Genomic DNA, 20,717 nt, shown 5'->3' on the forward strand with positions numbered 1-20,717 from the left:
GGTTATTTGTTGTTTTAAGTTTTTTGCCGAAGGGCAGAAGTTGCGCCATCCAATATTCAATTCGGTTCCGTTCAAGTCCGATCGAAACTGCCGTGCACATGGCGAGCGCGCCCTGTTCCAGGGCCGCTCGCGATGTCGGGTGAATCGACGCGATCAGCGATCCGCCAGTTCCTGGGGCGAGGCGACCCGGGCCCCAGGCTTGAGTACCAGCCACAAGGCCGCGGCGATCAGCACGCCGCCATACAAGTGGGCCATGGACAGCGGCTCATCCAGCAGCAACGCGCCCCACAGCACCCCGAACGGCGGGATCATGAAGGTCACGGTCATGGATTTGACCGGGCCGATCGAGCTCAGCAGGCGGAAATACAGGATGTAGGCAAAGGCGGTGCAGGCCAGCCCCAGGCCCAGCAACGACAGCCAGACGCTCCAGCCGCCCCAGCTGGCGGGCGGCTGGCTGATGGCGCTGTAGGCGAAGATCGGCAGCAGGAACAGGCTGGCGCCGAGCATGCTGCCCAGGGCCGAGAGGCGACTGTCGAGGCCGCCGGCCTGGTCCAGCCAGCGCCGCGCGAGGAAACCGGCGAAACCGTAGCAGGTGGTGGCGAGCAGGCAGGCCAGCGCGCCCAGCAGCAGTTCCAGGTCGAATGTCATGGGGCCGGCGCGGGTCAGGATGCCCACGCCGAACAGGCCCAGGCTGACCCCGGCGATTTTGGTCGGGGTCAGTTTCTCGTGGAAGAACAGCCCGCCGATCAGCACGCCCATCAAGGGCGTGGTGGCATTGAAGATCGCCGAGTAACCGGCCGGCAGCACCAGGGCCGCCACCGAATACATGGTGGCGGGGATGCCGGAGTTGATCACGCCGAGCAGCAGCACGGTCTTGAACTTGCCCTGGAAGTCCCAGCTGATGCGCATCAGCGCGAGGATCACCAGCAGGCCGGTGGCGGCGATGGAGACACGAAAGAATGCCGTGGGAATGCTGCCGATCACTGGAGCGATGATGCGCATGAACAGAAAACTCGCGCCCCAGATCGCGGCCAGGGACAACAAACGCAGGGTATCGACAAGTCTCACGGCGCAACTCCTTTAATGGCCCTTGCAAGGGCCCTTTTTTCAGCAGGGCGAGAGTGTTGCCGAGAGACGGGGCGCGAGCAATCGCTATCTTGCGGTCGAATTGGCGGCGACTCTCGCCATCGGCGGAAAATTGCACTTCTCCTGCACCCGGTTCACTGGCTAAGCTCAGGCTTTTCCGAATTCCCGCAGAGGTCTCACCATGCCGCAGAAATGGCCCGCCGCCGATATCGCTCGAACGATCCTCGATGGCTTCGACGATTACCGCGAGCACTTTCGCCAGATCACCGACGGTGCCCGGGCACGCTTCGAGCAGGCGCAGTGGCAGGAGGCGCAGACCGCCTCGGCGGCACGGATCAACCTGTACGAGGAAAAGGTCGGCGAGACCGTGCAGCGGCTGCGCGCGGCCTTCGATCTGGAGACCCTGCTCGACGTCAATCAGTGGCCGCTGGTGAAGAGCGCCTATATCAGCCTGATCGACCTGCGCTTCGACGATGAGTTGTCCGAGACCTGGTACAACTCGGCCTTCTGCGGCCTGTTCAGCCACGATCTGATCAGCGACGGCTGCATGTTCATCCACACCACGCGGCCGAGCCTGCGTCGCGCCCGGGCCGCGCAGACCCGCACCTACCGGCCGCAAGGCCATCTGTCGACGATGCTCGAACAGATCTTCGTCGACTACAGCTTCAGCGAAGCCTATGCCGACCTGCCCGGCGACCTGCGGCGTCTGGAGTCGCAGTTGCGGGAGAACCTGCCGGACTGGGTGTGCAAGGACCCGGAGCTGGCGGTGGAGCTGTTTTCCTCGGTGCTGTACCGCAACAAAGGCGCCTATCTGGTGGGACGCATCTACACCCACGACGAGCAGTGGCCGCTGGTGATTCCGCTGCTGCACCGAGAAGGGCGGGGCATCCAGATCGACGCGCTGATCACCGACGAAGCCGATGTGTCGATCATTTTTTCCTTCACCCGTTCCTATTTCATGGTCGACGTACCGGTGCCGGCGGAGTTCATCGGTTTCCTCAAGCGCATCCTGCCGGGCAAGAATATCGCCGAGCTGTACACCTCCATCGGTTTCTACAAGCACGGCAAGTCCGAGTTCTACCGGGCGCTGATCAACCACCTGGCCAACACCGACGACCAGTTCATCATGGCCCCGGGCGTGCGCGGCATGGTCATGAGCGTGTTCACCCTGCCGGGCTTCAACACCGTGTTCAAGATCATCAAGGACCGCTTCTCGCCGTCGAAAAACGTCGACCGCGCCACGGTGATCGAGAAGTACCGCCTGGTGAAAAGCGTCGACCGGGTAGGGCGCATGGCCGATACCCAGGAGTTCGCCGATTTCCGCTTTCCCCTGGGCAAGTTCGACCCGACGTGCCTGGCGGAACTGCTGGAAGTGGCGCCGTCGACGGTGTCGGTGGAGGGCGATACGGTGCTGATCCGCCACTGCTGGACCGAGCGGCGCATGACCCCGCTCAACCTCTACCTGGACCACGCCAACCCGGCCCAGGTGCGCGAAGCGCTGGAGGACTACGGCCTGGCGATCAAGCAACTGGCCGCGGCCAACATCTTCCCCGGCGACATGCTGCTGAAGAACTTCGGCGTCACCCGCCATGGCCGGGTGGTGTTCTACGACTACGACGAGATCTGCTTCCTCACCGAAGCCAACTTCCGCCATATCCCGGCGCCGCGCACCCCGGAGGACGAGATGGCCTCCGAGCCCTGGTACTCCATCGGCCCGCTGGACGTGTTCCCCGAGGAGTTCCCGCCGTTCCTGTTCGCCGACGCCGGGCAGCGCAAGCTGTTCGACCAGTTGCACGGCGAGCTGTACAACGCCGATTACTGGAAAGGCCTGCAGGACGCCATTCGCGCCGGCAAGGTGATCGATGTGTTCCCCTACCGGCGCAAGGAGCGGGATAACGAATAACCCCGTACCACCTCTGTAGGAGCGAGCTTGCTCGCGATAGGCCGCAGGCCGCTCCTGCCAGCGCCACTGCTCCACCTGGTACGCCATCCTGTCTGCTCGGCGAGTGCTGCGCACTCGATCGCGAGCAAGCTCGCTCCTACAAGGAGGGGCGAATGCCCATGCAGCATTTACCGGCGCAAATCTGCGACAATCCGCCCCCTGCATAAATAGACGACCCTTGCGTACCTGATGACTTCCGAATCGCCTGCAATCGACCAACTGCTGAAAAACCTCGACCAAGCCATGCTCGCCGACCGTCACCGGTTGCGCCGGCAGCTGCTTGAGCTGCGCAAGAAGCCCGACGAGGCCAAGCTTGGGCAGTGGGTCGAACGCATGCAGGCGTCCTGCGCCCAGGTGCTGACACGGCGCGCCAGCGTGCCGTCGATTCGCTACGACGACAGCCTGCCGATCGCCGCCAAGCGCGACGAGATCAAGGCGGCGCTGCAAAAGCACCAGGTGCTGATCATCGCCGGCGAAACCGGCTCGGGTAAAACCACCCAGTTGCCGAAGATCTGCCTGGAAATCGGTCGCGGCCAGCACGGCCTGATCGGCCACACCCAGCCTCGGCGGATCGCCGCGCGCAGCGTGGCCAGCCGGGTCGCCGAAGAGCTGGCGACGCCGCTAGGTGCTTTGGTGGGTTATCAGGTGCGCTTCGAGGACCAGAGCGACTCGAACACCCTGATCAAGCTGATGACCGACGGCATCCTGCTGGCGGAAACCCAGAACGACCGCTACCTGGAACGCTACGACACCATCATCGTCGACGAAGCCCACGAACGCAGCCTGAACATCGACTTCCTGCTGGGCTACCTGAAGACCCTGCTGCCGCGGCGTCCGGACCTCAAGGTCATCATCACTTCGGCGACCATCGACCTGGAGCGCTTCTCCAAGCACTTCGACGACGCGCCGATCGTCGAGGTTTCCGGCCGCACCTTCCCGGTGGAAACCTGGTATCGCCCGCTGACCCTGGAGCAGGACGAAGAGGGCAACCGGGTCGAGGACGACCTGACGGTGGACCAGGCGATCCTCGCCACCCTGGATGAAATCGCCGCCCATGAGCGCAGCGAACGCCGCAGCCCGGGTGACGTGCTGGTGTTCCTGCCGGGCGAGCGGGAGATTCGCGACGCCGCCGAAATGCTGCGCAAGGCCCAGCTCAAACACACCGAGATCCTGCCGCTGTATGCGCGCCTGTCGCCGGCCGAGCAGCAGCGGATTTTCCAGTCGCACCCGGGCCGCAGGGTGGTGCTGGCGACCAACGTCGCCGAGACCTCGCTGACCGTGCCGGGTATCCGCTACGTGATCGACAGCGGCACGGCACGGATCAGCCGCTACAGCTACCGGGCCAAGGTCCAGCGCCTGCCCATCGAAGCGATTTCCCAGGCCAGCGCCAACCAGCGTAAAGGCCGCTGCGGCCGGGTCGAGCCGGGTATCTGCGTGCGCCTGTACAGCGAAGAGGATTTCAACGGCCGTCCGGAATTCACCGACCCGGAAATCCTGCGCACCAACCTGGCGGCGGTGATCCTGCAGATGCTCCATCTGCGCCTCGGTGAAATCACTGCCTTCCCCTTTATCGAGCCGCCGGACGGCAAGGCCATCAGTGACGGTTTCAACCTGCTGCAAGAGCTCTCGGCGGTGGACCGCAACAGCCAGCTGACGCCGCTGGGCCGCCAGCTGGCGCGGCTGCCGGTGGACCCGCGCATGGGCCGCATGCTGCTGGAAGCGGCGAAGCTGGGCAGCTTGCAGGAAGTGCTGATCGTTGCCAGCGCCATGTCGATCCAGGACCCGCGCGAGCGGCCGCCGGAGCGCCAGCAGGCGGCCGACCAGGCCCATGCGCAATGGAAGGACGCCGACTCGGATTTCGCCGGGCTGGTCAATCTGTGGCGCGGCTTCGAAGAGCAGCGCCAGGCGCTGACCGCCAGCCCGTTGCGTAACTGGTGCCGCAAGAATTTCCTCAACTACTTGCGCCTGCGCGAGTGGCGCGACTCCCATCGCCAGCTGAGCCTGATCTGCCGCGACCTGCAGCTGAGCTTGAACAAGGAACCGGCCGACTATCCCAAGCTGCACAAGGCGGTGCTGGTCGGCCTGCTGAGCCAGATCGGCCAGAAGACCGAGGAGGGCGACTACCTCGGTGCCCGTCAGCGGCGCTTCTGGGTACATCCATCGTCCGGGCTGGGCAAGAAACGTCCGCAGTGGCTGATGACCGCCGAGCTGGTGGAAACCACCAAGCTCTATGCGCGCATGGTGGCCAAGATCGAACCGGACTGGATCGAGCCGCTGGCCGGGCACCTGATCAAGAAGAACCACTTCGAACCCCATTGGGAGAAGAAGCGCGGGCAGGTGGTGGCCTACGAGCAGATCACCCTGTTCGGCCTGATCGTGGTCGGCCGCCGTCCGGTGCATTACGGGCCGGTGGACCCGCTGGTGTCGCGCGAGCTGTTTATCCGCGAAGGCCTGGTGCGTGGCGAGATCCAATCGAAAGCCAAGTGCCTGAGTGCCAACACCCGTTTGCTGGAACAGCTCGACGAGCTGGAAGCCAAGGCCCGGCGCCGCGACATCCTCGCTGACGAGGAAACCCTGTTCGCCTTCTACGATGCGCGCCTGCCGGCGGAGATCCACCAGACCGCGACCTTCGACAGCTGGTACCGGGTCAACAGCCAGAAAGACCCGCAGCTGCTGATCATGCGCGAGGAAGACGTGCTGGCCCGCGAGGCCAGTGAAGTCACGGCCATGCAGTACCCGGACACTCTGCAGATCGGCGACCTGGAACTGGCCCTGAGTTACCACTTCGAGCCCAACCACCCACGGGACGGCGTGACCCTGCGGGTGCCGGCGCCGCTGCTGCCGGCCTTGCCCGCCGAGCGCCTGGAATGGCTGGTGCCGGGGCTGGTGGAGGCCAAGTGCATCGCCCTGGTGCGCAACCTGCCCAAGGCGCTGCGCAAGAACTTCGTGCCGGTGCCGGACTTCGTCAAGGCGGCCCTGGCGCGTATCGACTTCGCCCAGGGCTCGCTGCCCCAGGCGCTGGGTCGCGAACTGCTGCGCATGACCGGGGCGCGGGTCAGCGACGAGGCCTGGGCCGAGTCGGCGCAACAGGTGGAAAGCCACCTGCGGATGAACCTGGAAATCGTCGACGCCCAGGGCAAGTTCCTCGGCGAAGGCCGCGACCTGGCCGAGCTGACCGCGCGTTTCGCCGAAGCCAGCCAGGCTGCCCTGGCCGTGCCGCAAACTGCGAAAAGCCAGCAACCGGTAGAGGCCAAGGTGTTCGCCGCGGTGGCGGAGAAGACCCAGCAGAAGATCGCCGGGCTGTCGATGACGGTGTATCCGGCGCTTGTAGAAGAGGGGGGCACGGTCAAGGAGGGGCGCTTCTCCACCCCGGCCGAAGCCGAGTTCCAGCATCGTCGCGCCTTGCAGCGCCTGTTGCTGCAACAGCTGGCCGAGCCGGCCAAGTTCCTGCGCAACAAGCTGCCTGGGCTGACCGAGCTGGGCCTGCTGTATCGCGAACTGGGGCGTGTCGATGCCCTGGTGGAAGACATCCTGCTGGCCAGCCTCGACAGCTGCGTGCTGGAAGGCGAGGACAGCTTGCCCCGGGACGGCGCCGGCCTGGCATCGCTGGCCGAGCGCAAGCGCGGCAGCTGGACCGAGCACGCCGAGCGCCTGGCGCGCCTGACTCTGGACATCCTCAAGCTCTGGCACGGCCTGCAAAAGCGCTTCAAGGGCAAGATCGACCTGGCCCAGGCGGTAGCGCTGAACGACATCAAGTCACAGCTCGGCCATCTGGTGTACCCGGGTTTTGTCCGCGAAACCCCGACGCAATGGCTCAAGGAACTGCCGCGTTACCTCAAGGCCGTCGAGCTGCGTTTCGAGAAACTCGGCAGCCAGGTGCAGAAGGACCGGGTCTGGAGTACCGAACTGGCCGGCCTGTGGAACCAGTACCAGGCCCGTGCCGGCAAGCATGCCCAGGAAGGCAAGCGCGACCCGCAGCTGGAGCTGTACCGCTGGTGGCTGGAGGAATACCGGGTATCGCTGTTCGCCCAGCAATTGGGCACCAAGGCGCCGATTTCCGACAAGCGCCTGAACAAACAGTGGAGCCAGGTGGAAGCCTGATCGTAGTCATCCCTGTAGCCGCTGCCGCAGGCTGCGATCGACCTCGAAGAGGGCATGCTCCCTGAGATCGCGGGAAGGTCCTTCGGACCTTATCGCAGCCTACGGCAGCGGCTACAGGGATCGGCGGCGTTACGGCGATTACGCTTGCCGATGGGGCCAAACGCCAGCGTTTATGGCAAACTTCGCCGTTATAAATGCCGGCCCCGCGGTTTTGAGCCTTCGCCGCCCGGGCAAAGCGGAATAAAGCGATGTCAGGTCCGATTCCGCCAATCGGGATAGACCATTTACGGTTTGGTACGACGGTGCCAATACCTTCTGCCTCAACAGAACTAGAGGAATGACCGTGCATAACGTCGTCATCAGCGGCACTGGCCTGTACACCCCGGCCAACAGCATCTCCAACGAAGAGCTGGTGGAGTCTTTCAACACCTACGTGCATCAGTTCAACGCCGACAACGCGCAAGCGATCGAGCGCGGCGACGTTCAGGCCCTGACCGAATCCAGCGCGGCCTTCATCGAAAAGGCCTCCGGCATCAAAAGCCGCTTTGTCATGGACAAGGACGGCATCCTCGACCCGCAGCGCATGGCTCCGCGCCTGCCCGAGCGTTCCAACGACGAATGGTCGGTGCTCTGCCAGATGGCCATCGGCGCCGCCGAACAGGCCCTGCAACGCGCCGGCAAGACCGCCGCGGACATCGACGGGGTGATAGTCGCCTGCTCCAACCTGCAACGCGCCTACCCGGCCATCGCCATCGAAGTCCAGGAAGCCCTGGGCATCGCCGGTTTCGGTTTCGACATGAACGTGGCCTGCTCCTCGGCCACCTTCGGCATCCAGGCCGCCTGCAACAGCGTGCAGCTGGGCCAGGCCCGGGCGATCCTGATGGTCAACCCGGAAGTCTGCACCGGCCACCTGAACTTCCGCGACCGCGACAGCCACTTCATCTTCGGCGACGCGGCCACCGCGGTGATCATCGAGCGGGCTGACCTGGCCACCTCGCCGTACCAGTTCGACATCATCAGCACCAAGCTGCTGACCAAGTTCTCCAACAACATCCGCAACAACTTCGGCTTCCTCAACCGCGCCGCGGAAGAGGGCATCGGCGCGCCGGACAAACTCTTCGTGCAGGAAGGCCGCAAGGTGTTCCGCGACGTCTGCCCGATGGTGGCGGAACTGATCGCCGAGCACCTGCAGGAAAACCAGCTGAACGTCAGCGACGTGAAGCGTTTCTGGCTGCACCAGGCCAACCTCAGCATGAACCACCTGATCGTCAAGAAGCTGCTGGGCCGCGAGGCCACCGAAGAGGAAGCGCCGGTGATTCTCGACACCTACGCCAACACCAGTTCGGCTGGTTCGGTGATCGCTTTCCACAAGAACCAGGATGACCTGAGCAGCGGCTCGCTAGCGGTGCTCAGCTCGTTTGGCGCCGGTTATTCGATTGGCAGTGTGCTTCTGCGCAAGCGTTGACAGTCTTATGGATCGCAGCCGCTGATTGGCGGCCGTCGGTTCCTGCCGGGAGACGACGGCGCCGGCCGGCTGTGATCCCTGATTCCGATTACGAGGCATGAATGTCCGCAGCTGACGACACGCAACTGCTTGAACGCCTGTTGGCCGGCGAGCAAAAGGCCTACAAGGAACTGGTCAATACCTACCAGAGCGCCATGCGCGCTGTGGCCTACGCCATTGTCGGCCAGCGCCACGCCGATGAAGTGGTGCAGGATGCCTGGCTGTCGGTGGTGCGCAACCTGGCCGGTTTCCAGGGGCGTTCCAGCCTCAAGACCTGGCTGTTGACCATCACCGCCAACTCGGCGAAAAGCCGCTACAAACAGAACCGCCGGGAAGTCCTGCTGGATGACCTGCCGTCCCCCCATGGCACCATTGGCGACGAACGTTTTTCTTCCTCTGACGGGCACTGGCTGGTGGCGCCGTTCGCCTGGCACGCCGACACCCCGGAAGCCCTGCTCACCGAGGCCGAGCTGCGCGAATGCCTGGAGCACACCTTGCTGAGCCTGTCGGAACTGCAAGGCAGCGTGTTGACCCTGCGCGAGCGCCAGGGCCTGGAGTTGGAGGAGATCTGTAATCTTCTGGACATTTCCCTCTCCAATGTCCGGGTGCTGCTGCACCGGGCGCGGCTGAAGATTTTTGCCACGGTGGAGCACTTCGAGGAGACCGGCCAATGCTGACCTGCAAGGAACAAGTGGCACGCTCCAGCGACTATCTCGATGGTCAGCTGAGCTTTCGCCAGCGCCTGATCCAGCGCCATCACCTGTTGTTCTGCCCCAATTGCCGGCGTTTCCTGCGGCAGATGCGCCTGATGCAAGCCACCTTGCGCAAGATGCCGCAAGCGCCCGTCGCCGATGTCGACGCCCTGGCCGAACGCCTGGCTGCCGAGCGCAAGCGCGACACCTGATTCACCCGACAATCCTCCCGTAGCCGCTGAAGCCTCAAGGTCCTCAAGAGCGCGACCGCTTCGCGCTCGATCGCAGGCTTCGCCAGCGGCTACACCAACGCCTGCAAGGCGTACGCATCCCTGTAGCCGCTGCCGCAGGCTGCGATAAGGCCGAAGGCCTTCGGCGATCTTGAAATCGCTGCGGCCGTTCTCCAAACGCAGCCCGGGCCGATTGCAGGCTTCGCCAGCGGTTACACCAACGCATGCAAGGCGTACGCATTCCTGTAGCCGCTGCCGCAGGCTGCGATAAGGCCGAAGGCCTTCGGCGACCTTGAAATCGCTGCGGCCGTTCTCCGAACGCGGCCCGGGCCGATTGCAGCTTTCGGCAGCGGCTACATTGGATCCCGTTTTTTCCGAAATCCCCCGCCCAAGGCTCTAGAGCAGGCTTTTTGCCTTATTTCGTTTGGAAGTAAAAAAGTTCCGCTGTCATCAAATATTTATCTAGCAGCAACTCCCCTGAAATAACCCGCCGCCAAGATTCCCTCCCAACACAAGCGGGCCTGACTCGCGTGTTTTTTCCAGCGCTACAGACCACCAATTAGGGGAAATCTTCGATGATCCGTAAGCACTTCGCCGGTTTTGCCGCCAGCGCCCTGGCCCTGGCAGTTACCGCCCAGGCTTTCGCTGGCACCGTCACCACCGATGGCGCCGATATCGTAGTCAAGACCAAGGGCGGCCTTGAGGTTGCCACCACAGACAAAGAGTTCAGCTTCAAGCTCGGTGGTCGCCTGCAAGCCGACTACAGCCGCTTCGACGGTGTCTACACCAAGAACGGTGACAGCGCCGACGCCGCTTACTTCCGTCGCGCGTTCCTCGAGCTGTCCGGCGTGCTGTACACCGACTGGGCCTACACCATCAACTACGACTTCTCCCACAACACCGGTGACTCCGATAACGGCTACTTCGACGAAGCCTCGCTGGCTTACAACGGCTTCAAGCCGGTGTCGATCAAGGTCGGTCGCTTCGACCCGGACTTCGGCCTGGAAAAAGCCACCAGCTCCAAGTGGGTCACCGCACCTGAACGCAACATCGCCTACGACATGGTCGACTGGGCCAACACCCACCAGAACGGCATGGGCCTGCAGGCTTCCAGCACCTTCGCCGACTCCTTCTATGCCTCGGCCGGCGTGTTCAGCAAGGACACCGACGACACCGACGGCGACAGCGTCAAGCAGGTCAACGGTCGCTTCGTCTTCGCCCCGATGCACGATGCCGGCAACGTCCTGCACTTCGGTGTGAACGTGGCTTCGCGCGATGTCTCCGACACCGCTTTCGACTCCCGTTATCGCACCCGTATGGGCATGCGTGGCGTCGAGACCCTGGGTGGTAACGATGCCGGCACCAACGGCAACCGTCCGGTGCTGGGCGGCAGCTCCAGTTCGCCAGCCGGCTCCTACGACCGTGACACCGCTTTTGGTCTGGAAGCCGCGTTCGCCATGGGCCCGGCCTCGATCCAGGGTGAATACATCACCCGCAAGACCAAGGCTGACTCCAGCGCCTTCGAAGACATCAAGGGCCACGGTTTCTACGTGCAGGGCGCCTACACCCTGACCGGCGAATCCCGCGGCTACAAGGTTGGCAAGTTCGACGCCATCAAGCCGGCCAACAAAGCCTTCGGCGCCTGGGAACTGTTCTATCGTTACGACAGCATGACCGTCGAAGACGACAACATCACCACCGCCAGCCTGACCCGCGACGTCGGCGATGCCGAAGTCAAGGTGCACAACCTGGGTGTGAACTGGTACGCCAACGAAGCAGTGAAAATCTCCGCCACCTACGTCAAGGCCAAGACCGACAAGGTCACCAACGCCACGGCCGCCAGCGGTGGTACTCCAGCCGCACGTACCGGTGACGACGACGGCGACGGCTTCATCGTTCGCGCCCAGTACGTGTTCTGATGTCGATGCACTTGCTGTAAAGAGCTCTTTCTCATCCGTTAAAGCTCCTTTCGTTTCAGCCCCGCTTCGGCGGGGCTTTTTTTCTTTGCCTGTCCCCTCAGACCGTGCCGGAGTGAATGTCGGCTACTGAAATTTAAGCGAATGCAGGCCTGAAGCTAACCAGACCTGTCGAGAGCTGATTCAGCGAGTCGGCTACCGACAGTCACAGACACAATGGAAATGACCATGTAAAGAATGGCGAGTGACTATCGCGCCGGGCCTCAAACCATTGCTGTGCTGGCAAGCGGTGAAACCGTATCGGTAGGGACAGTGCTGAAAGCCGAAGTAGACATGCTGTACATCGTTAGCAGCATCACGACTGATGGCAAGAAAATCGCTTTCGATCTGCGCGAACTTCCAGAACTAGCAGATGCCTTTGCAGGGGTGGGCTGCTCAAGGCATGTACGGCTATCTGCCCTTGCGGGTTGGGTCGCTATGAAATTTGCAGCCATGGACAAATTCAATAAACAGGTTGCGGCTATCGGCAACGAATTACCCCCATTGACCACGGAAAAGTAGCCATGACCCATGTATTGACCCAGGAACAGGAAGCCGAGAAGTAAGCAGGAAAATCAGACCATGCCACGTAAGAGCAAATACGGAGGTCACGCCTACAGTAGATGATCTACCACAACAGCCACGGAACAATAGTTCAGAATCGTCCTAAAGCCTTACCCATCGTTACTTGCTAGGTTCGCAAAGCTCTATGAGGAGCCGAGTTTTTCTCCCACGGATCAGCTAATGCAAGGACGATAAATGCTCTCTTCTGCTCGCCTGGGCGACAAACACGTCTGCCCGCTTCCCGGTCACGGTACGACACCTATTGCTTGCGCTTCTGGTGACATCAACATCAACTTCATGGGAGCAGCCCGAGTCGGTGACACTTGCGGTTGTGGCGCGGTCATCACCACGGGGTTTCCCTCGATCATCCTGAATGGCCGCCCCATGGCCCACTTAGGGAGCCCGACCAGTCACGGTGGAACGATCATCTCGGGCAGTCCCGATACCTTCGGCGGCTTCCAGTTCGGCGGCGCAGCAATCCAGGTTATCGTTGACTTCGCCAAGCTCGGCGCCGTGCGCCCGGACGGCTCAGTGAATGATCAACTGATGTCTGAGCTGCTGGCCGACTCACAACTGGAGCAGCGCGCCTTGCTCTCGGGCGCTCTGGTACAACCCGGCAGTTCGTCCTCAACAGCCCCCAAGGAGCCGTTGACTCCCGAGCTAATAGCAGTCGCCGGTAGTCAGCACGACAAAAGCGCGGGCAACCAAATGATGTTCATCGGCCAAGCCGTGCGCGAGCTGGCCGAATTCAAACGCAGCAAGCCCGCCCTGACGCGGACGCTGATGGTGTTCACCCCGTCATACAGTGAAACAATGCTCAGTGCTGCACGCGAATCCGCCGACGCCTATGGTGCTGGCTTTATTGGCGTAGCCAACGTCCAGGAACTGATCGACTACCTGAACCAGGGCAAGGACCGCAAGCAATCACCCATCGAACACTTATCGCTGTTCAGCCACGGCGTGCCGCATCGGATTGCCTTCGGCTATCAGCTTGCCGGGGACTTCCAAATGTCCCTGGACGTACTGAGCTACGACAAGATTTCACCTTCGGCGTTTGCCCGTTCGGCGCAGATCGACAGCTACGCCTGTAGGACAGGTATGGGCAATCGGTCGGACTTCCCTGTCGAAGATGGCATCCAGTTCTTTCCACAGACCAACGAAAGTCTGGCGCAGTTGCTGGCCAATCACCTGGAGATCAAGGTGCACGCCTTTGTTCGACGTTCGGACTACAAGAACACCTGGGGTTCGTTCGAAGAGCGTCAGTTGGGCAAACTGTGCGGGATCAGCGATAACGCCGCACCCGGGGAAGAGTGGTGTAGAAAATGGCGTGCGCTGGCCAAGGAACGCAAGAATAATGCCTACATGTTTGATTTCACTTACCAGACCATGGGTGCCATAAATCCCGTGATCTCAGGCGACACGCCCCTTGGCGTACCGGGAGGGCATTTTGAGTTTTTACCGAAGTAAGACTTTCTGGATCGCAACAGCCATTTTCTCTTCGCTGCTACTGGTCGCGAGCTACTACGGGTTCAAAATGATGACGAGCGTATACAAGACGGACATGGGCAACGGCGTAGTAATCTATGCCGACGACTATGTGAAGACCAGCCGCTGGGTTTTCCATTGCGGCCGCACACGCCTCATCAGCCGCCAGCCGCTACCCGTGCCTGTGACGGAGCTGAAACGAGCCAATAAGCTCACTATTGGCGATATGTACACCTTGAGTGACGCCGATGAGAAACTCGCGAAAGTGGCCATCAGAGCCGTCACGGCGATGCCCGACTGGTACAAAAGCCTGAGTTATTACAGCTCCGTTCTTGACGAGAACAGTGATCTCAATAGCCATGTCTTTGACTTGCTGGCCAAGCATGAAGGTAGGCAGTGGATCTTGAAAGTTTGGCAGGAAATCGAGTACGACGGCGAGTCGAGTTTTGACATAACCGCCGAACCCTACGATCCCGAAACCTATGTGGACTACGCCAAGGCGCTCCAGGCCGCGGCCAAGAGTTGTCCTGTTCCGCAGTGAAGATCGGCAGAAGCATTTCTGGTTCAACTGCAAAAAAAGGCCTCAGACAGGTGAACTGCGAGCTACCGGCGTAGCCGAGGAACACCATCCGCACGGGATGCTTTTGCCCGATCCGCCGCGACCGTCGTGCGGCCTGCTGCTGGGGTGTACACGTTGTAACCCGTATGCAGGAACACAATGCTCGGAACGTCGTAGATCCAGCCCAGCCTTTGCCGTAAACGTCCGAACTACATCGCCTTGCAACTCAAACCTTAACCCTAATGCTCCGTGTGTAGGATGACACCGCGTTATCCATAACGCCTTATATGTGAAATCGGGGGGCGCTTTGACGAGGAGCCCCCTTTTTTTGCCTGGGCCGAGGCCGGCAGCTAACGCCAGACCGGCAGCAGGTCGAAGCTGAACAGCAGGTGGGCCAGGGCGTTGGCCAGGCCGAACAGCAGCACCAGGACGATCATTGGCGTGCCGCCCCAGACCCGGTACAGCGGGCTGGCGAAGCGTTTGCGCGATGCATGGGCGAGCAGGGCCGGGGTGATCACCGCCCAGACGGTCGCCGCCAGGCCGGCGAAGCCGATGGCGAGGATGAAGCCTTCCGGCCAGACCAGCGCGCAGCCGATCGGCGGGGCGAAGGTGACCAGCGCGCTTTTCAGGCGGCCCCGGGGGCTGTCGTCGAAGCCCAGGGAGTCGGCGATGTAGTCGAACAAGCCGAGGGTGACGCCGAGGAACGAACAGGCCACGGCGAAGTTGGAGAACAGGGTCAGCAACAGATCGACCCGGGCGCTGTTGAGCATGCTGCCCAGGGCGCTGATCAATACATCGATGGTGCCGCCCTGGCGGGCGATGTCCTTGAACTGATCGCGGGGCAGGGTGCCCATGGTGCAGAGCATCCACACCGTGTACAGCACCAGGGCGATCAGGGTGCCGATCAGCAGGCAGTTGCGGATGCGCTGCGGGTCCTTGCCGTAGTGCTTCATCAGGCTCGGCACGTTGCCGTGAAAGCCGAAGGAGGTCAGGCAGAACGGCAGGGTCATGAACAGATAGGGCAGGTAGTCCGGTTGCGGGTTGCCGCGATCGAGCAGGACCTGCGGCTGCACATGGCCGAGCAGGCCGCCGAAGGTCAGGAAGAAGGCGAGGATCTTGGCGCCGAACACCAGGGTGGTGATGCGGCTGACCGCCGCGGTGCTGAGCCAGACCACCAGGGCCACCGCCAGGGCGAACACCAGGCCGCCGTTGCGCGAGGAAATCTCCAGGCCCAGGTTGTGGGCGGTGTGGCGGATCACCGAGCAGCTGGCCGAGATATAGGCGTAGGTCAGGATGTACAGGACGAACACCAGGGTCGCGCCGTTGAACAGGCTCCAGCGCCGGCCGATCAGGTCGCGGGTGATGGTCGAGAAACTCGCCCCCGGCCGGTAGTTGAGATTGGCTTCGAGGATCATCAGCCCCGAGTGCAGGGTGCAGAACCACGACAGCACCAGCACCGCGAGGGAGCCTTGGAACCACAGCCCCGACATCATCACCGGCAGCGAGAACATGCCCGCTCCGACAATGGTGCCGCCGATGATCATGGCGCCGCCGATGACCGAGGGCCGGCGTTCGGCGACCGTGCAGTGGGAGGTTGAAGGGGATGAAGCGATGGACGTACCGCGCATGGCAAGGCCTGCAATGAAATTGTTATTGGAGTTAGCGAGGGTGCGCCTCGGGTGTGCGGGAAACCGGCAGGCCGGCTCCCGCGCACCCGGGCGGCGATTCAGCGCAGAGCCAGCAGGCGGCTCAGTTGCTGCGCCATTTGCAGCAGCTGGTGGTCCTGCCCGGGCAAGGCGTCGAACGACAGCCCGACCGGCAGACTGCCCGGCTCGGCCACCGGCACGCTGACACTCGGCGCCGCCAGGTTGCTGGCCGGGTCGGTGTTGCGCACGAAATGCTCGAAATGCTCCTGGGCGCCGCTGTCGCTCAGCAGTGGCGCGGTGCAGCTGACGGTCGGGTAGGCGATCAGGTCGAGCCGGTGCTGCTGGAACAGTCCGGCATATTCGCGGTCAAGGCGCAGTTTGCTCATCAAGGCCTGCACATAGTCTTCGTAGGAAATGGCTGGGCTTTCCAGCTGCGCCATAAGGGTCTTCTTGATCTGCGGGTCGCGGATCTGGCCGAGGATGTCGAGGAAGCGTTCGCCCTGGCCGGCCTTGAGCAGGAACCGCGGGAAGTCGATGAAGAACTCGAAGATCGGCAACGGGAACTGGATGCTTTCGTTGATCTCGCCGATCAGGCGGTCGTCCACCGGCACCATCTCCACACCCTGATCGGCCAGGCAGTCGATCGCCGCGCGGCAATCGCTGTGCACCTTGGTCTCCAGCTCGGACCAGAAGAACTGCTGGGGAATGCCGATGCGCAGGCGCTTGGGCTCAATTGGCGAGGCGAAGGACGCGCCAGTCAGATGCCGATGCACGAACAGCGCGTCTTCCAGGCTGCGGGTCAGCAGGCCCGGCGAGTCCTTGGTCTGGGACACCGGGACGATGCCGTCGCCCGGGTAGACCCCGGTGCTCGGGCGGAAACCCACCACGCCACAGAAGGCCGCGGGAATCCGCACCGAGCCGCCAGTGTCGGTGCCCACCGCGCAGGGCACCAGGCCGGCGGCCACCGCCGCGGCACAACCGCCGCTGCTGCCGCCGGCGCTGTGTTGCAGGTGGCGCGGATTGACCACCGCGCCGTAGCTCAGGTTGGCCGAGGTCACGCCGAACGATAGCTCGTGCATGTTGTTCTTGCCGGCGACCCGCGCGCCCAGCGCCTTGAAGCGCTGGACGATGCCGGCATCCGCGGCCGGCTGGTAGTCGGCCAGGCCGGGCGTGCCAGCGGTGGTCGGCAGGCCGCTGACATTGATGTTGTCCTTGAACGAAACCGGGATGCCATAGAGCGGCGCCTGGCGCTGCTCTGGCGTGCCGGTGTCGCCGCTGAATGCCTGCGGGGCGAAGCTGATGAAGCTGTTCAGGTGCCCGGCGTCGGCGTATTGGTCGAGCAGCGCGCGGTGCCAGGAATCCAGGCAGAGGCTGCCCTGGCGAAACCCGTCAACGAGCGCTTCGATCGAAAGCTGGCTGTACATGAAAAAGTCTCAACGAAAGTCGGTAGGGGCCTGGGCTCAGCAATAGCGGAAGTGCGATTGCAGATCGAACAGCGGGTTGCCTTCCAGCAGCTCGCCACCAAGGCTGGCGATCACCGCGCAGGCGCCGTTCAGGGCGGTCTGCACTGCGCCTTCGGCCCAGCCGCCGGTAAACGAACTGCCGCAGCCGGCCAGGTACAGGCCGGTGTCCTGCTGCGGGTCGAGGGCGGTCTTGAACTGATAGAACAGGCGCTGGGAGTACAGGTCGTCGCCGGGGAAATTCAGCTTGAACGCACCGAGGGCCTGCTTGTCGGTGAGCCAGTCATATTCCAGTACGTAACGCTGGTAGTCGCCGTCCAGCGGCACCAGGTGACTGGCGAACTCCGGCGCGCTCATCGCCAGTTCGTCCACCAGGCGCTTGCAGCGCTGGACCTTGTCGGTCATCGAAACCATTTTGTGCGAGTCGTCTTCCCAGGTGTAACTGATCAGCACCACGCCCCAGGAGTCCGGGTCCTGCGGGGCGTAGTCCAGGCAGTAGACGCCCTTGACCAGGGTGTCGGTCTGGATGTTCTGCGCCAGGCCATGTTTGAGCCAGAACTTGTCGCGGGTCAGGATGAACAGCTTGGACGAGCCGACCATGTGGGTTTCGTTGATCGCCCGGGCGACATCGCGATTGACGAACTGCTCGGCCTGGGTCAGGCGCATGTTCACTTGCAGGGCGCGGGTCGTGGCGGTGGTGATCACCCGGTCGCAGCCATAGGTTTCACCGTTGCATCCCTGCAGCAGGATCTGCCCGTCGGCGCCCTTGCTGATGGATTCGATGCGGGTGCGGCAGATCCGGTCGCGCAGGGCGATGCCATGGAATTCCTCGTCGGCGATCCGCTCCCAGAGGGTGGAAATGCCGTTGGGCACCAGCCGCTGGTTGACCTCGAAGGCGTTGATCACCAGGCGCAGGATCTCGGTGAACGAGGCCCGGTACACCGACTGGAAACCACCCGAACCGATGCCCAGGGAGCCGAACAGGTGGAAGTCTTCCGGCTTGCGCCAGTGCTTGCCGCCCGGCGGGTTTTTCGAGGTGAAGATCTGCACCATGGCCGAGTAGAAGGAGTGGTCGCCAAAGCAGTCCAGGTAGCGTTGCCATTCCGGCTGCACTTCCTCGTACTGCTGCTTTTCCAGCAGGTCGGTGAGCAGCAGCGGCGGCGCCAGGTAGGTGCCGTCGTCCAGGCGCACGCCCTCCTTGAGAAAGGCGTTCCAGCCCCGGTGCACGGTGTTGAAGATCGGCGGCGGATTCTCCCCGGCCGGCCAGTGGTGGGTTTCGCCGCGGTAGTGGATTTCGGTGTCGACCACGCCCGGGTCGGGGAAGGCCTCGGTGGTGCCGATGCCGAAACGGTCCAGGTAATGGAACAGGCCGACTTCGCTCGGCGGGAAACGCATGGCGCCCATCTCGGCGATGAACTGCGGTTGTGTCTCGTCGAAGCACTGGGTCAGGAAACGTCCGCCAAGGTGGTCTTTCGAGGCTTCGAACAGGGTGATGCGGGTGGCACCGGCGCGCAGCAGTTCATAGGCCGCGATCAGGCCGCTGAGGCCGGCGCCGACGATGCCGATGTGCTTGTCGGCGATTGCCGGCGGCAGGTGACCGATGGCCTGGGTGGCACGGCGCAGGAATTGCCCATAGTCGTACAACAGGTCGATGTTGGGGAACGAGCGGGTGCCTTGGGTTTCTTCGAAACCGGAGTGGGAGGAGTTCACAGGTAAGGGTCTCGGAAATCAGATGATGAGCTGCAGGCTTTCAAACGCGCGGGACGGATTGAGCAGGAGGACTTTCTTGCGCTGGATTTTCCACTGGCCGGCGAGGCACAGCAGTTGGTGTTCCACGGTCACCGGGTAATGCCATTCGCTGTCGCCACGGGCTTCGCAATACAGCATGGGGGTCAGGCAACGGGCGCTCAGGCCGTCCGGGTCGAGGCTGATCGCCGGCCGCTGGGCAATGTGCAGGCCGCGGCTCTTGGGCTGCTGCGAGAAATTGCGGGCGCTGGCCAGGCGGTTGATGCGCAGGGTGGTGAGGAAGCGGTCCTCATACAGCAGGGAGGATTCGCGCAACGGGCAGGCTTGATCGTGGCGCAGGGGAATCCAGTAGTGGAAGTCGTCGCACAGCAGCTGTTGCCAGGCGGCGAAATCCTGTTGGTCGAGAAGCGCGATCTCTTGGTAGATCAGCTGTTCGAGGGGCGAATTATCCATGGGCGGTCGATCCGTCTTGGGCCTGCATCAGCTGCTGCCAGGTGTTGTAGAAGTTGCGCATGGCCCGTTCGCTGGTGCCGGACACCACCTGGGTCTGCTCATGGGATTCGCCAGGTTCGAACAGGCGGGCGACATTCACCCAGTCGTTGGCCTGGCTGCGCAGCCCGTCCATGGCCCGCTCGTACATTTCCACGTCGTCGTGGGCGACCATCGAGCACGGCGAGTTGATCAGGTTGTTGTACTGCACGGTTCTTTCCAGCAACTGCACCGGTGCGCCCACCAGTTCGAAGATCCACGACTCGACCACGGTCTCGCTGGCCGAGATCGGGCGGATCACCCGCAGGGTCTGGATCGGCCCCTTGACCATCAGGTTGGGGAAATACACGGTGTTGTGCCGGGTGTCGTCGAGGATCGCCGCGGCCTGGGTTTCGCCGTAGCTCTCGACCATCAGCTCCCAGTAACCGGGGATGCTGGAATAGGCCTTGTGGATCGAGTTGCTGACGCCGGTGTGGCCGTGGCCGTTGGGCCAGGTGCGGATGCCCATGGCGCTGAAGAACTCGTAGGACGCCATGAACGGCGAGAACAGTTCCACGGCCATAGGCGGCTGGCCGTCATGCCCGGTTTCCTTCCACAGGCGAATGGCTTCGCCGGCCGAGGATTCGTGGGCGACCATCGGGTGGCAGGTGTCGGTCTGGTTGTCGACCACCATCTTCCAGTTGCAGCGATGGCGGTGCAGCAAGGGCTGGCCGATGGCGCGCAATTGCCCCTGGGGCGAGCGCATGACCATGTTGTCCAGGGTCGACAGCGAGTCGCCGAAGAACTCGTTGAAGCCGACGCCCTGTTCCTTGAGGCGCACGAACACGAAGCCCCGGTAGTTCTCCACCGCGGCCACCGGCTGCATGCCCTTGTGGGCGGCGCAGCTGCTCAGGTCGCAGTCGTCGTATTCCTTTTTCACCGGGATGCTCAGCAGTTGGCCGTCGGTCTTGAAGGTCCAGGCGTGGTACGGGCAGCGGATGAAGCGGCCGACATTGCCTTGCGGCTCGGCCAGCACTTTCACGCCCTTGTGCGGGCAGCGGTTGTGCAGCACGACGATCTCGCCGTTTTTCTGCCGGACCATGGCCAGCGGTTGGCCGGCGATGTCGCCGGTGAAGAAGTCGCCGGTTTCCGGCACCAGGCTTTCATGGCCCAGGTAGCACCAGCTGGCGGCGAATACCTGTTGTTGTTCTCGCTCGAAGAGCGACGGATCAAGGAACAGCGTGCGATGCACTTCCTTGCCGTTGAAGTAGTTGTCCAA

At 62.8% G+C, this 20,717-nt stretch carries 15 protein-coding genes; 9 read left to right on the top strand and 6 right to left on the bottom strand.

What is annotated here, in order from left to right; translation table 11 throughout:
• Window positions 1-153 precede the first annotated feature (153 nt).
• On the bottom strand, window positions 154-1,068 hold the full coding sequence (locus tag ACTJKT_RS21940; RefSeq protein ID WP_063428895.1) for a DMT family transporter: 915 nt from the start codon (window positions 1,066-1,068) through the stop codon (window positions 154-156).
• A gap of 199 nt (window positions 1,069-1,267) precedes the next feature.
• Between ACTJKT_RS21940 and aceK the strand changes: the two genes are divergently transcribed.
• The 9 genes from aceK (at window position 1,268) to ACTJKT_RS21985 (ending at window position 14,100) form a co-directional block, all read left to right on the top strand.
• Window positions 1,268-2,989, top strand: a complete 1,722-nt coding sequence (aceK, locus tag ACTJKT_RS21945) for a bifunctional isocitrate dehydrogenase kinase/phosphatase (RefSeq protein WP_440788560.1) — start codon at window positions 1,268-1,270, stop codon at window positions 2,987-2,989.
• A gap of 228 nt (window positions 2,990-3,217) precedes the next feature.
• Entirely contained in the window at window positions 3,218-7,129 is a 3,912-nt protein-coding gene (hrpA, locus tag ACTJKT_RS21950; RefSeq protein WP_440788561.1) for an ATP-dependent RNA helicase HrpA, read from the top strand.
• A gap of 343 nt (window positions 7,130-7,472) precedes the next feature.
• Complete coding sequence (locus ACTJKT_RS21955) at window positions 7,473-8,594, top strand: beta-ketoacyl-ACP synthase III (protein WP_210478732.1); 1,122 nt, start codon at window positions 7,473-7,475, stop codon at window positions 8,592-8,594.
• Between the two features lie 101 nt (window positions 8,595-8,695).
• Window positions 8,696-9,310, top strand: coding sequence for an RNA polymerase sigma factor (locus tag ACTJKT_RS21960; RefSeq protein WP_097302433.1), 615 nt, complete (start codon window positions 8,696-8,698; stop codon window positions 9,308-9,310).
• On the top strand, window positions 9,304-9,537 hold the full coding sequence (locus ACTJKT_RS21965; RefSeq protein WP_440788562.1) for an anti-sigma factor family protein: 234 nt from the start codon (window positions 9,304-9,306) through the stop codon (window positions 9,535-9,537). The genes ACTJKT_RS21960 and ACTJKT_RS21965 overlap by 7 nt, the downstream gene beginning before the upstream one ends.
• Before the next feature lie 593 nt (window positions 9,538-10,130).
• Window positions 10,131-11,474, top strand: coding sequence for an OprO/OprP family phosphate-selective porin (locus tag ACTJKT_RS21970; protein WP_097302436.1), 1,344 nt, complete (start codon window positions 10,131-10,133; stop codon window positions 11,472-11,474).
• Between the two features lie 234 nt (window positions 11,475-11,708).
• Window positions 11,709-12,032 (top strand): hypothetical protein, encoded by a 324-nt coding sequence (locus ACTJKT_RS21975; protein WP_440788563.1) that lies wholly within the window; start codon window positions 11,709-11,711, stop codon window positions 12,030-12,032.
• 237 nt (window positions 12,033-12,269) lie between these two features.
• Window positions 12,270-13,541, top strand: coding sequence for a PAAR domain-containing protein (locus ACTJKT_RS21980; protein ID WP_440788564.1), 1,272 nt, complete (start codon window positions 12,270-12,272; stop codon window positions 13,539-13,541).
• The gene (locus ACTJKT_RS21985; RefSeq protein ID WP_440788615.1) at window positions 13,522-14,100 is read left to right on the top strand and encodes a hypothetical protein; all 579 of its coding nucleotides are present in this window, start codon (window positions 13,522-13,524) and stop codon (window positions 14,098-14,100) included. The genes ACTJKT_RS21980 and ACTJKT_RS21985 overlap by 20 nt, the downstream gene beginning before the upstream one ends.
• 368 nt (window positions 14,101-14,468) lie before the next feature.
• Here ACTJKT_RS21985 and mtr read toward each other — a convergent pair whose 3' ends face one another.
• From mtr to ACTJKT_RS22010, 5 genes are all read right to left on the bottom strand, one after another.
• Entirely contained in the window at window positions 14,469-15,746 is a 1,278-nt protein-coding gene (gene mtr, locus ACTJKT_RS21990) for a tryptophan permease (RefSeq protein WP_440788565.1), read from the bottom strand.
• A 98-nt stretch (window positions 15,747-15,844) separates the two neighbouring features.
• Complete coding sequence (locus ACTJKT_RS21995) at window positions 15,845-17,188, bottom strand: amidase family protein (RefSeq protein WP_440788566.1); 1,344 nt, start codon at window positions 17,186-17,188, stop codon at window positions 15,845-15,847.
• Window positions 17,189-17,224: 36 nt separating this feature from the next.
• Complete coding sequence (locus tag ACTJKT_RS22000) at window positions 17,225-18,934, bottom strand: FAD-dependent oxidoreductase (RefSeq protein ID WP_440788567.1); 1,710 nt, start codon at window positions 18,932-18,934, stop codon at window positions 17,225-17,227.
• A gap of 18 nt (window positions 18,935-18,952) precedes the next feature.
• On the bottom strand, window positions 18,953-19,423 hold the full coding sequence (locus tag ACTJKT_RS22005; RefSeq protein WP_210689938.1) for an aromatic-ring-hydroxylating dioxygenase subunit beta: 471 nt from the start codon (window positions 19,421-19,423) through the stop codon (window positions 18,953-18,955).
• Window positions 19,416-20,717 (bottom strand): Rieske 2Fe-2S domain-containing protein, encoded by a 1,302-nt coding sequence (locus ACTJKT_RS22010; RefSeq protein ID WP_307950268.1) that lies wholly within the window; start codon window positions 20,715-20,717, stop codon window positions 19,416-19,418. Before ACTJKT_RS22010 ends, ACTJKT_RS22005 begins: the two co-directional genes overlap by 8 nt.

Source organism: Pseudomonas sp. 22526 (genome assembly GCF_052044735.1).
Taxonomy (GTDB): domain Bacteria; phylum Pseudomonadota; class Gammaproteobacteria; order Pseudomonadales; family Pseudomonadaceae; genus Aquipseudomonas; species Aquipseudomonas piscium.

Excerpts from the sequence above, each read along its gene's own strand:
- aceK (WP_440788560.1), top strand. The coding sequence starts at position 1,268 with ATGCCGCAGAAATGGCCCGCCGCCGATATCGCTCGAACGATCCTCGAT.
- hrpA (WP_440788561.1), top strand. The coding sequence starts at position 3,218 with ATGACTTCCGAATCGCCTGCAATCGACCAACTGCTGAAAAACCTCGAC.
- ACTJKT_RS21960 (WP_097302433.1), top strand. The coding sequence starts at position 8,696 with ATGTCCGCAGCTGACGACACGCAACTGCTTGAACGCCTGTTGGCCGGC.
- ACTJKT_RS21965 (WP_440788562.1), top strand. The coding sequence starts at position 9,304 with ATGCTGACCTGCAAGGAACAAGTGGCACGCTCCAGCGACTATCTCGAT.
- ACTJKT_RS21970 (WP_097302436.1), top strand. The coding sequence starts at position 10,131 with ATGATCCGTAAGCACTTCGCCGGTTTTGCCGCCAGCGCCCTGGCCCTG.
- ACTJKT_RS21975 (WP_440788563.1), top strand. The coding sequence starts at position 11,709 with ATGGCGAGTGACTATCGCGCCGGGCCTCAAACCATTGCTGTGCTGGCA.
- ACTJKT_RS21980 (WP_440788564.1), top strand. The coding sequence starts at position 12,270 with ATGCTCTCTTCTGCTCGCCTGGGCGACAAACACGTCTGCCCGCTTCCC.
- mtr (WP_440788565.1), bottom strand. The coding sequence starts at position 15,746 with ATGCGCGGTACGTCCATCGCTTCATCCCCTTCAACCTCCCACTGCACG.
- ACTJKT_RS21995 (WP_440788566.1), bottom strand. The coding sequence starts at position 17,188 with ATGTACAGCCAGCTTTCGATCGAAGCGCTCGTTGACGGGTTTCGCCAG.
- ACTJKT_RS22005 (WP_210689938.1), bottom strand. The coding sequence starts at position 19,423 with ATGGATAATTCGCCCCTCGAACAGCTGATCTACCAAGAGATCGCGCTT.